Source organism: Streptomyces sp. NPDC058291, from assembly GCF_042880855.1.
In the GTDB taxonomy this organism is placed as follows: Bacteria; Actinomycetota; Actinomycetes; order Streptomycetales; family Streptomycetaceae; genus Streptomyces.
Map to the genome: position 1 here is coordinate 41,154 of NZ_JBHVYK010000059.1, position 10,838 is coordinate 51,991.

Annotated in this window: 10 protein-coding genes and 1 pseudogene; 10 read left to right on the forward strand and 1 reads right to left on the reverse strand. The window is 69.1% G+C overall.

Going from position 1 to position 10,838, the window contains the following annotated elements; genetic code table 11:
* Positions 1 to 508 precede the first annotated feature (508 nt).
* Positions 509 to 1,690, reverse strand: coding sequence for a YihY/virulence factor BrkB family protein (locus ACFVYK_RS26185; RefSeq protein ID WP_389778205.1), 1,182 nt, complete (start codon positions 1,688 to 1,690; stop codon positions 509 to 511).
* Positions 1,691 to 1,813: 123 nt separating this feature from the next.
* Between ACFVYK_RS26185 and ACFVYK_RS26190 the strand changes: the two genes are divergently transcribed.
* The 10 genes and pseudogenes from ACFVYK_RS26190 to ACFVYK_RS26235 form a co-directional block, all read left to right on the forward strand.
* Positions 1,814 to 3,463, forward strand: coding sequence for an acyl-CoA dehydrogenase family protein (locus tag ACFVYK_RS26190; protein ID WP_389778207.1), 1,650 nt, complete (start codon positions 1,814 to 1,816; stop codon positions 3,461 to 3,463).
* 344 nt (positions 3,464 to 3,807) lie between these two features.
* The gene (locus ACFVYK_RS26195) at positions 3,808 to 5,094 is read left to right on the forward strand and encodes a GAF domain-containing protein (protein WP_389778221.1); all 1,287 of its coding nucleotides are present in this window, start codon (positions 3,808 to 3,810) and stop codon (positions 5,092 to 5,094) included.
* Positions 5,095 to 5,251: 157 nt separating this feature from the next.
* The gene (locus tag ACFVYK_RS26200) at positions 5,252 to 6,574 is read left to right on the forward strand and encodes a hypothetical protein (protein ID WP_389778208.1); all 1,323 of its coding nucleotides are present in this window, start codon (positions 5,252 to 5,254) and stop codon (positions 6,572 to 6,574) included.
* A 17-nt stretch (positions 6,575 to 6,591) separates the two neighbouring features.
* The gene (locus tag ACFVYK_RS26205; RefSeq protein WP_389778209.1) at positions 6,592 to 7,164 is read left to right on the forward strand and encodes a GNAT family N-acetyltransferase; all 573 of its coding nucleotides are present in this window, start codon (positions 6,592 to 6,594) and stop codon (positions 7,162 to 7,164) included.
* A gap of 150 nt (positions 7,165 to 7,314) precedes the next feature.
* The gene (locus ACFVYK_RS26210; RefSeq protein WP_309486338.1) at positions 7,315 to 7,398 is read left to right on the forward strand and encodes a putative leader peptide; all 84 of its coding nucleotides are present in this window, start codon (positions 7,315 to 7,317) and stop codon (positions 7,396 to 7,398) included.
* 127 nt (positions 7,399 to 7,525) lie between these two features.
* A complete protein-coding gene (locus ACFVYK_RS26215; RefSeq protein ID WP_389778210.1) occupies positions 7,526 to 9,223 on the forward strand; it encodes a nitrite/sulfite reductase in 1,698 nt (565 codons plus the stop codon).
* A complete protein-coding gene (locus ACFVYK_RS26220; RefSeq protein WP_389778212.1) occupies positions 9,220 to 9,408 on the forward strand; it encodes a hypothetical protein in 189 nt (62 codons plus the stop codon). Before ACFVYK_RS26215 ends, ACFVYK_RS26220 begins: the two co-directional genes overlap by 4 nt.
* Positions 9,405 to 10,115 carry a phosphoadenylyl-sulfate reductase gene (locus tag ACFVYK_RS26225; RefSeq protein WP_389778214.1) on the forward strand — a complete coding sequence of 237 codons (711 nt, stop codon included), beginning with the start codon at positions 9,405 to 9,407 and terminating at the stop codon, positions 10,113 to 10,115. The genes ACFVYK_RS26220 and ACFVYK_RS26225 overlap by 4 nt, the downstream gene beginning before the upstream one ends.
* A 31-nt stretch (positions 10,116 to 10,146) precedes the next feature.
* Positions 10,147 to 10,719, forward strand: a complete 573-nt coding sequence (gene cysC / locus ACFVYK_RS26230) for an adenylyl-sulfate kinase (RefSeq protein ID WP_389778215.1) — start codon at positions 10,147 to 10,149, stop codon at positions 10,717 to 10,719.
* Positions 10,716 to 10,838 (forward strand): annotated as a pseudogene (locus tag ACFVYK_RS26235) (sulfate adenylyltransferase small subunit); the annotation flags it as partial. The gene cysC and the pseudogene ACFVYK_RS26235, both read left to right, overlap by 4 nt.

A 10,838-nucleotide genomic window follows, 5' to 3' on the forward strand; every position in this document is an offset into this window, starting at 1 on the left:
CCTGGTTCGTCGCGAAATGATCTCTCCCATGGAACGTGGCGTTACCGGGCACTGCCACACGTCGGAGGTGGGGACAGCAGCGGCAACGCGTTGAGCAACCGGTTCCTGATCTCGCTCCACAACAGGTCGCGGCGATCAAGACAACTGTGGATCCAGCGAGGCGGTCGCCCCAAGTGCGGGCACCCCGATTTCGGGGAGGCGTTCAGCAGACGACCGTCGGGACAGGCGCACTCTCCGCTCCTGAGGATCAGCGCCTGCGGAAGCGCGCCACAGGCGTCGGCACAGTGTTCGGGGCAGGGCCGTGGGCGTCTCGGCCGGGCTTTGTCCCCGGAGTGGCTGCGACTCCGCAGCCTCCCCTCCCCAGCCCACGGTGAAACCGAAGCGTCCTCGCCACTGCGACGCAGACGACTCCGGTACCCGAGCCACCGCCACCCCGACGGCATCCTCCACCGAAGCCCACCGCGACCCCGACTGCCCGCTCAGCACGATCCGCCGCGTCACCGAGCGGTCACTCCTCCGGGCGCTCTTCCTCCCCGTTGCCGCCGTCCGTTCCGTTCGTTCTCGGGGAGCTCTTCACGTGAGCGCGGAACCGTCCCGTCAGGTCTTCCGGCGGAAGGAAGCGGGACCATCGCTCGGGGAACTCGGACGGCATGTCCGGGTCGTCCGGGTCGTCGTCCTCGTGGGAGCGGGCCACGGTCATGCGCGCGACGTACTCCGCGGCCTCCTCCTGGCGCAGCCTCTCGTTGGCGGCGCGGGCGGCGGCCGTCGCGGCGGCCGGCCAGACCCGGTCGATCGCCGCGTTGACGGCGGCGCCCACCAGCACGGCGAAGGCGGACACGCCGATCCACAGCAGAACGGCCACGGCGGCGGCGAGGGAGCCGTAGATGGTGGCGCCCTCGATGGTGCTGGTCAGGTAGATCCGCAGCAGGAAGCTGCCCAGCACCCACATGGCGAGCGCTACGAGCGCGCCGGGTACGTCCTCGATCCACGGCGAGCGCACGGGTACGGAAACGTGGTAGAGCGTCGTCAGGAAGGCCACCGACAGGACGATCACGACGGGCCAGTACAGCACCTGCACCACGGTCGTCGACCACGGCACGATCCGCACCACGGCGTCGGGTCCCGCCACCATCAGCGGCAGGGCCACCGAGCCGATCAGCAGGGCCGCCACGAACAGCAGAAACGCCACCAGTCGTGTCTTGACAATGCCGCGCACGCCGTCGAGGCCGTACATCACGGTGATGGTGTCGATGAAAACGTTCACCGCGCGAGATCCGGACCACAGGGCGAAGAGGAAGCCTATGGAGATGACGTCGGGACGGCCGCCCTTCAGCACGTCGTCGAGGATCGGCTGGGCGATCTGTCGCACGCCCTTGTCCGACAGCACCGTGCGGGAGGCCTCGATGAGGTTGGTCTCCAGGCTGGTGATGGTGTCGGTGCCGGTCCAGTCGTCGACGTAGCCGAGCAGGCCGATCAGGCTGAGCAGCAGGGGAGGCACGGACAGCAACGTGAAGAATGCGGCTTCTGCAGCAAGTCCGAGGATGCGGTACTCGACGCAGGAGTTGACCGTGTCCTTCAACAGCAGCCAGGCGGTCCGCCGCTTGGAGACGTTCCGATAAAGGGCACGCGCCCGGTGGAGACGCCCGGCGGGGCTCCCGGGTTGCTCGGGTGAGTGACTTGCTGGCTGCACGCCCTAAAGGTATCCGCCGTTCGGGGTCGCACTCACCTCCGGCGAGACAGCTTCACCGGGTCGGGGAACACGGCTGGGGCTTCGGACGGCCATGACCGCCGTACCCGGGGGTAGGTTCGGGCTATGGCAGGCAGCACGCACACGGTGACCAACCAGCCCCCGCCCCTGAACGGGTACGACGTGTACGGCGCCGACCAGGCACTGGTGGCGGCCGTGGAACGGCACCTGGATCCGGGTCTGGTCGACGAGGCGCACAGCGAGTTGTCGGCGCTGGGGCGGGCGGCCGGATCCGCGCAGGTGCAGGAATGGGCGGCGCAGGCCGACGACTACCCGCCGAAACTGCGCACCCATGACCGCTACGGCCACCGCATCGACGAGGTCGAGTTCCACCCGGCCTGGCACCGGCTGCTCGGCAAGGGCGTCGGCGCCCAGCTGACGGCCGCCTGGTCCCGGCCGGGCGGTCATGTGCGGCGGGCGGCCGGGTTCCTGGTCTGGACACAGGTCGACGCGGGCAACTGCTGTCCGCTGTCGATGACCCACGCCGCAGTCCCTGCGCTGCGCGCCGACCCGGATCTGGCCGCCGAGTGGGAGCCTCGGCTGACGTCCACGATCTACGACCGTGAGCTGCGGCCGGCTCATCTGAAGGCCGGGGCGTTGTTCGGCATGGGGATGACGGAGAAGCAGGGCGGCAGCGACGTACGGGCCAACACGACGGTCGCCACTCCGCTCGCCGAGGACGGGACATACGAGCTGACCGGCCACAAGTGGTTCTGTTCGGCCCCGATGTCGGACGGTTTCCTGGTGCTGGCCCAGGCGGCTTCACAGCAGAGCAAGGGAGGGCTGACGTGTTTCCTGGTACCGCGGGTTCTCGAAGACGGTACCCGTAACGTTTTCCGTCTCCAGCGCCTCAAGGACAAGATGGGAAACCGTTCCAACGCCTCCAGCGAGGTCGAATTCGACGGGACGTGGGCGCGCCGGGTCGGTGAGGAGGGGCGCGGGGTGCGCACCATCATCGACATGGTGGCGGCGACCCGGGTGGACTGCGTGCTGGGGTCGGCGGGGCTGATGCGGCAGGCGGTGACGCAGGCGATCCATCACTGCACGTACCGTGAGGCGTTCGGCGGGAAGCTGGTCGACAAGCCCTTGATGCGCAATGTCCTGGCCGACCTCGCGCTGGAGTCGGAGGCGGCGACCGCCCTCGCGCTGCGGCTGGCCGCGGCCTGCGACGACGACGGCGAGCAGGAGCGGGCGCTGTTGCGGATCGCGGTGCCGGCGGCCAAGTACTGGGTGACGAAGCGTTGCGCGCCAGTGGCGGTGGAGGCGTCGGAGTGCCTGGGTGGAAACGGTTACGTCGAGGAGTCGGGGATGCCCCGGCTCGTGCGTGAGTCACCGTTGAACTCGGTCTGGGAGGGCGCGGGCAACGTCCAGGCGCTGGATGTCGTGCGGGCTCTGCAACGGGAGCCGCAGGCGCTGAACGCCTATCTGCAGGAGGTAGGACAGGCGCGTGGGGCCGATCACCGGCTGGACGGCGCGATCAAGGGCCTGCTGACGGACCTGGCCGATCTGGACGGCGCCGAGGGACGGGCCCGACGATTGGCGGAACGGTTCGCACTGGTACTCCAGGGCGCACTGCTCGTACGATTTGCGCCGCCTCAGGTCGCCGACGCGTTCTGCGCCTCGCGACTGGGCGGGGACGGCGGCTCGGCCTTCGGGACGTTGCCGCACACTCTGGACCTGGCGTCGATCGTCGATCGCGCATCGCCCCAGACATGACACCTTCGGCCTGCGAAAACGTCTGGAAGGGCGCGGAAGAAGCGGGGAAAAACAGGAAGCGGGGGTGGTGCTGCGCCGACACGGCACCACCCCCGCCCTAATGGCCCTGCGAGGCCAGAATCGCCGCTCGGGGCGGCGTGACTCAAGTTTCAAACAGTCTGTGGACGTTCACCAGGGTTGCAGGGGGTTGCAACTCTTCGGCGGTTGTGACCGGACTATGCCCCTCCGTCACGCGTGGACGGCAAGATAGGGGGCTTCAGTAAGACCGGAAACAGTTGCCGCAAAAACTTGACTTCCGGTCGCCGGCCTGTGCGCCTCCGGGAGGCCCAGTGGTGATGCCACCGATGAACGTGCCGCAGTTGGCGGCCGTCGACGCCGCGAGGGCGGCGCGGGTGCTCAACGAGGTACGCGATGCCCGGCTGGCCGGACAGCAGGCGCGCGTGGCGCCGCGCCCGGTGATCGAGCAGTCCTGGAAGCGCATGCTGCGCAGCGGCGTCGATCCGGAACACGATTTCAGATCCGGTCTGCTGAGTTCCGACGAGGTGCGGCGACGGCGTGAGGAGTCGCCGTTGCGGGAGGTGCTGCCGGTGCTGCGCGAGGGGCTGCTCTCGGTCGCGGACGTGGCGCACCACATCATGGTGGTCGCCGACGCGGAGGGCCGGGTGCTGTGGCGGGAGGGCTGCAACCCCGTGCTGCGCAAGGCCGACGGGCTCGGGTTCGTACTGGGCGCGGACTGGGGCGAGGCCGTCGTCGGCACCAACGGTGTGGGGACGCCGGCCGTGGTGCGCCGGCCCGTACAGGTGTTCGCCGCCGAGCACTTCGTGCGCTCGCACACGGCCTGGACCTGTGCGGGCGCTCCGATCACGGACCCGCGCGACGGCCGGTTGCTGGGTGTGGTCGACGTCAGCGGGCCCCTGGAGACGATGCACCCGGCCACTCTCGCCTGGGTCGACTCCGTGGCGAAGCTCGCCGAGGCCGGGCTGCGTGAGCGGCATCTGGGTTCGCTGGAGCGGTTGCGGGCGGTGGCGGCGCCGGTGCTGGCCCGTGTCGGCGGCCGGGCGGCGGCGGTGGACGCGGACGGGTGGACGGCGGCGGTGACCGGGATGCCGTACGTGAGCCGGATCGCGCTGCCCAAGTCGCCGTCGCCGGGACGTCGGTGGCTGCCGCCGATCGGGGCGTGCTCGATCGAGCCCTTGGCCGACGGATGGTTGGTGCGTTCGGTGGAGGAGGCCGCCGAGCCGGCGGCGCGCGACGCGACACGGATCGTGCTGGACCTGACCAGGGCCCGGAACTGGTCGGTGACGGTGTCGGGGAACGCGAGGTCGTGGTCCCACGAACTCAGTCCTCGGCACGCCGAATTGCTGTTCCTGCTGGCGGTTCACCACGGTGGCCGCAGCGCGGCGGAACTGGCCGAGGACATGTTCGGCGACCCGCACCGGACAGTGACGGTGCGAGCCGAGATGTCTCGGGTACGACGGTATCTGGGCGGTCTGCTGGAACACCGGCCGTATCGTTTCTGCGAGCATGCCGAGGTCGAGGTGCTGCTGCCGACCGATCTCCAGAACCTGTTGCCCCACTCGACAGCGCCCGCAGTGGTGAGAAACCGGATGTCGGCACCGCAGCAACGATGACGCATCGTCGTTTCTCCGGTGGCCTCTTCCGCATATTTGCGCAGTCTTCGTCCTCAGAGGTGGCCTACTGCCGTAGCATCCCTCTACGGGTCACCCCACCTGCTCCTCGGTCAACGTACGGATCATCAGGCGCAGTTGGCCCGCCTCGGGAGGACGAATGAGACATCGCGGGCGACACCGTCGGCGCAGGCGAGGCAGGGCGGTGCGGGCGTTTCTGTCCGGGACCGCCCTCGCTCTGACCGCTGCAGCCACCCTGATCAGTGCCTCCCAGGCGACGGTCACCCACGACGGACCAGGGCGTCTGAAACCCCTTACAGCAACAGCCGAGATCGGAAAGCTGCAGCTCACGGAGGACGTGGTTCCACAAGCGTCCCTCAACCGGCTCGCCGCCGGGATGGGCCGACCGGTCGGCGTCAGCGCCGTGCTGGACGAGGCCGACCGCACCCTGCGGGACGCGATCGACTGCTCGCCCGCCGAGCGCAGGGCCTTGCCCGTCTCCCCCACGGCCACACGTGCGTACTGCTGGAACACGGACGACACTCGGGGATGGCAGCCGGGCGCGGTCACCACGTCGGGAGACGCAGACGACGACGGCGTCTGGGGCGCGAACCAGGTCATCCTCTCGGGCTGGTCGCGCAGCGGCGGTTCGACGGCCGACCACGGGCTGGCCAGGGTCGGCTTCGTGAACGCGAGCGACCTGAACCACCTTGCGTACACCTGGGCGCTGCTCGCCGTCCCGGTCGACGGGGGGCGCGACTATCGGGGCCTGGTCTCCCACGTCTCCGGGATGGTCTGGTACCAGGACAAGCTGCTGGTTACCGCTGACGACGGGGATCGGGCCGCGCTCTACGTCTACGACATGAACCGCGTCCAGCGGGCCACGGTCGCCCAGGACGCGGTCGGCCGGGTGCCGGGCGGCTGGTCCGCACACGGTTACCGCTTCGTACTGCCGGCCGTCGCCTCCTACGAGCTGGGAGGCGGCTCGGACGCGCCGCGTCCGGCAACGGTTTCTCTTGACCGCAGCACCGTGCCGGACAGCCTGGTGGCCGGCGAGTGGACCCTCGACGAGGGGGACCGGGGCGCCCGTCTGTGGCGTTACCCCTTCAGCACCGCCCCCGGGCACGCGGGGCTCCTCGCGGCGGGGCCGGCCGGCCGGGTCCATGCCTCGCAGGCGTACGAGACGAAACTGACCGACGTGCGGGGCGTGCTGTCCTACGGGGAGCAGTGGTACGTGACCCGTGGCGCAGGTCCGCGCGACCGGCACGGAACGCTCTGGCGGCAGTCCGCAGACGTCGACAGGACGGACGACAAGGCGAACGGTTCCGGCGCCGCGGTGTGCGGGGCCGCAGAAACGCACAGCTGCTGGAGCTCGCAGACGGAATCGCTTTCCTACTGGGAGGCGACCGGCGAGGTCTGGACCCAGTCGGGTCGGGCGCTTTTCGCTTTGCCGCTTGGCTCGATCGACAGAACGACGGAGTAAATGATTCCCTGACGGGCATGGCCAACATCCCCGTGACCACCTGGTCCCTCGAGCAGACGGACCCGGCTGATCTCCTCGCGGCCGCCGCGCCGGAGGGTGACGTCCGGATCGTCCGCTCCGAGGTTCCTTCTCCCGAGTTCAGCCGCTTTCTCTACGCGTCCGTCGGCGGGGACATCCGCTGGATCGACCGGCTGCGCTGGACGTACGCGCAGTGGCAGGAGTACCTGGCGCGTCCGGGAGTGGAGACCTGGGTCGCCTACGACCGGGGCACACCGGCGGGATACGTCGAGCTGGAGCCGCAGGACGACGGGAACGTAGAAATCGTTTACTTCGGTCTGCTCCCCGCTTTCCGTGGACGGCGGATCGGCGGCCATCTGCTGTCGTTCGGCGTAGGCCGGGCCTGGGATGTGGCGGAACGCTGGCCCGCGCTGCCGCAGACCAAGCGGGTGTGGCTGCACACCTGCAGCCTGGACGGCGAACATGCGATGGACAACTACCAGCGGCGCGGTTTCACGTTGTTCGACACCAAGGTGGAGGAACAGCCGGAGGTGTCCGCGCCGGGCCCCTGGCCCGGGGCCTTCCCTGCCTGATCTGCCGCTCTTACCGTTTCTGACCTGCGCGGACAAGAGAGCGTGCAGCCCATGTGATCGAGGACACCCTTGTCTCGTAGACCGAGACAAGGGTGTCCGCATCGCGGACGAAGCTGGACTGTGTCCAGATCGCCGTGACACGCTTTCGCCATGTCCGGAACTGGAATTGCCTTGGTGAGTCGGCGGCACGTCGACCTCGGCCGCATGTCCAGCGCCATCTGTCCGGCGAGCTGACGAGCCGCAGCACCGCCGACGTCTCCGCAGGAGCCTCCTGCCTGCGCAATGACACGCATCATCTTCCCATGCGCCCGTACGCGCAGGTCAGAGCCGCTTCCCGCCTGTCCCGAAGGACGTATCACCCATGGCCGCCACCCCGCAGAACCCTGCCGCCGCGACTCCCCGCCGCAAGGTGAGCCGTCACCGCGGCGAGGGCCAGTGGGCCGCGGGTCACTTCACCCCGCTCAACGGCAACGAACAGTTCAAGAAGGACGACGACGGTCTCAATGTGCGGACACGCATTGAGACGATCTACTCCAAGCGGGGCTTCGACTCGATCGACCCCAATGACCTGCGCGGCCGGATGCGCTGGTGGGGCCTGTACACCCAGCGCAAGCCCGGGATCGACGGCGGCAAGACGGCGATCCTCGAGCCGGAGGAGCTGGACGACAAGTTCTTCATGCTGCGGGTGCGCATCGACGGTGGGCGGCTGACCACCGAGCAACTGCGTGTCATCGGGGAGATCTCGCAGGAGTTCGCGCGCGGCACGGCCGACATCACCGACCGGCAGAACGTGCAGTACCACTGGATCCGCATCGAGGACGTGCCGGAGATCTGGAACCGCCTGGAGGCGGTCGGTCTCTCCACCACCGAGGCCTGCGGTGACACGCCTCGCACCATCCTCGGCTCGCCCGTGGCCGGCATCGCCGAGGACGAGATCATCGACGGCACGCCGGCCATCGAGGAGATCCACCGCCGCATCGTCGGCAACCCGGCCTTCTCGAATCTGCCCCGCAAGTTCAAGACCGCGGTTTCCGGCTCGCCGCTGCTGGACGTGGCGCACGAGATCAACGACGTCGCGTTCGTCGGCGTGCACCACCCCGAGCACGGCCCCGGCTTCGACGTGTGGGTGGGCGGCGGCCTGTCCACGAACCCGAAGATCGGCGTACGCCTCGGCGCCTGGGTCCCGCTGGACGAGGTGCCGGCCGTCCACGAGGGCGTCGTCTCGATCTTCCGGGACTACGGTTACCGACGGCTTCGCAACCGTGCCCGGCTGAAGTTTCTGGTGGCGGACTGGGGTCCGGAGAAATTCCGGCAGGTACTGGAGGACGAGTACCTTCAACGCAAACTGGCCGACGGTCCCGCTCCCGAGCAGCCGGTGGACCGGTGGCGCGACCACGTCGGCGTGCACCGTCAGAAGGACGGCCGTTTCTACATCGGTTTCGCACCGCGCGTCGGTCGGGTGGACGGCGCCACCCTGACGAAGATCGCCGAGCTCGCCGAGGCGCACGGCTCGGGACGGGTGCGTACCACGGTCGAGCAGAAGATGATCGTCCTCGACGTCGAGGAGGCGCAGGTCGAGTCGCTGGTCGAGGCGCTGGAAGCACTGGACCTGACCGCCCGGCCGTCCGCGTTCCGGCGCGGCACCATGGCCTGCACCGGCATCGAGTACTGCAAGCTCGCCATCGTCGAGACCAAGCAGCGCGGTTCCGCGTTGATCGACGAACTGGAGCGACGACTCCCGGAGTTCGACGAGCCGCTCACCATCAACATCAACGGCTGCCCGAACGCCTGCGCCCGCATCCAGGTCGCGGACATCGGGCTCAAGGGCCAGCTGGTCCTGGACGACCGCGGCGAGCAGGTCGAGGGGTACCAGGTGCATCTCGGTGGCGCGCTCGGACTGGAAGCCGGTTTCGGTCGCAAGGTCCGCGGGCTGAAGGTCACCTCGGATGAACTGCCGGACTACGTGGAACGTCTGCTGAAGCGGTTCCAGGACGAGCGCGAGGACGGCGAGCGGTTCGCCGCCTGGGCCTCGCGGGCCAGCGAGGAGGCTCTTTCATGAGCGAGCGGGTTGCCCCTTTCTACTGCCCTTACTGCGGCGACGAGGACCTCCGGCCGAGCGAAGCCCTGGAGGTCGGTCACGGCGCCTGGGAATGCGCGGCATGCAACCGCGCATTCCAGCTGAAGTTCCTCGGGCTGCTCGCCCGGAACGTTCAGCGCGCCGACACGGGAGGGGAACGGACATGACGACCGTTCAGGAAGGCCGTACGACCGACGAGTTGAAGGCGCTGGCCGAGCAGGCGGGCCGCGACCTGGAGGAAGCGTCCGCCCTGGAGATCCTCCAGTGGGCGGTGGACACCTTCGGCAGCGAGTTCTGCGTGACGTCCTCGATGGAGGACGCCGTGGTGGCGCACCTGGCCTCACGTGTCCTCAAGGGTGTGGATGTCGTCTTTCTCGACACCGGTTACCACTTCCCCGAGACCATCGGCACCCGGGACGCGGTGGAGGCCGTGATGGACGTCAACGTCATCACGCTCACCCCGCGCCGGACGGTCGCCGAACAGGACGCCGAGCACGGGCCGAAGCTGCACGACCGCGACCCCGACTTGTGCTGCAAACTGCGCAAGGTGCAGCCGCTGGAGCAGGGGCTCAAGAGCTACCGGGCCTGGGCCACCGGCCTGCGACGCGACGAGTCGCCGACCCGGGCGAACACGCCGGTCGTGGGCTGGGACGAGAAGCGGCAGAAGGTCAAGGTCTCGCCGATCGCCCGCTGGACCCAGGACGACGTCGACGCCTATGTCACCGAGCACGGCGTGCTGACCAACCCCCTGCTGATGGACGGTTACGCGTCGGTCGGGTGCGCCCCCTGCACCCGCCGGGTCCTGGAGGGCGAGGACGCGCGCGCGGGCCGCTGGGCGGGCCGGGCCAAGACCGAGTGCGGGCTGCACGGCTGACCCCCATGACGTCCCTGTGCCGCACACCCGCATGTCCACCCCCACTTCTACGAACCGGGAGAACCACGTGACGACCGGAGCCACCGTCTGGCTCACGGGTCTGCCGAGCGCCGGCAAGACCACCATCGCGTTCGAGCTGGCCGACCGGCTGCGCGAGGAAGGCCACCTCGTCGAGGTACTCGACGGCGACGAGATCCGCGAGTTCATCTCCGCGGGCCTCGGCTTCAGCCGTGAGGACCGGCACGTCAACGTGCAGCGCATCGGTTTCCTGGCCGAGTTGCTCGCCCGTAACGGTGTGAAAACGCTTGTGCCCGTGATCGCGCCGTACGCCGACAGTCGCGAGGCGGTGCGCAAGCGTCACCAGGAGAGTGGAACCGCTTACCTGGAGGTGCACGTGGCGACTCCCGTCGAGGTGTGCTCGGTGCGTGACGTGAAGGGCCTGTACGCCAAGCAGGCGGCGGGCGAGCTCACCGGCCTCACGGGGGTCGACGACCCCTACGAGGCCCCCGAGACGCCCGACCTGCGGATCGACTCCCAGGAGCAGACCGTGCAGGAGTCCGCGGCGTCGGTGTACGCCCTGCTCAGCGAGAGGGGACTGGCATGACGACGACCGTCGCCCAGACCGAGGAGGGCACGGTCAGCCCGTACGCCCTGAGCCACCTGGACTCCCTGGAGTCGGAGGCGGTGCACATCTTCCGTGAGGTGGCGGGCGAGTTCGAGCGG

What these genes read in the sequence shown, in the direction of transcription:
- ACFVYK_RS26200 (WP_389778208.1), top strand. Translation starts at nt 5,252, where the DNA reads ATGAGACATCGCGGGCGACACCGTCGGCGCAGGCGAGGCAGGGCGGTG.
- ACFVYK_RS26225 (WP_389778214.1), top strand. Translation starts at nt 9,405, where the DNA reads ATGACGACCGTTCAGGAAGGCCGTACGACCGACGAGTTGAAGGCGCTG.
- ACFVYK_RS26190 (WP_389778207.1), top strand. Translation starts at nt 1,814, where the DNA reads ATGGCAGGCAGCACGCACACGGTGACCAACCAGCCCCCGCCCCTGAAC.
- cysC (WP_389778215.1), top strand. Translation starts at nt 10,147, where the DNA reads ATGTCCACCCCCACTTCTACGAACCGGGAGAACCACGTGACGACCGGA.
- ACFVYK_RS26210 (WP_309486338.1), top strand. Translation starts at nt 7,315, where the DNA reads ATGTCCGGAACTGGAATTGCCTTGGTGAGTCGGCGGCACGTCGACCTC.
- ACFVYK_RS26215 (WP_389778210.1), top strand. Translation starts at nt 7,526, where the DNA reads ATGGCCGCCACCCCGCAGAACCCTGCCGCCGCGACTCCCCGCCGCAAG.
- ACFVYK_RS26205 (WP_389778209.1), top strand. Translation starts at nt 6,592, where the DNA reads ATGGCCAACATCCCCGTGACCACCTGGTCCCTCGAGCAGACGGACCCG.
- ACFVYK_RS26220 (WP_389778212.1), top strand. Translation starts at nt 9,220, where the DNA reads ATGAGCGAGCGGGTTGCCCCTTTCTACTGCCCTTACTGCGGCGACGAG.
- ACFVYK_RS26195 (WP_389778221.1), top strand. Translation starts at nt 3,808, where the DNA reads ATGAACGTGCCGCAGTTGGCGGCCGTCGACGCCGCGAGGGCGGCGCGG.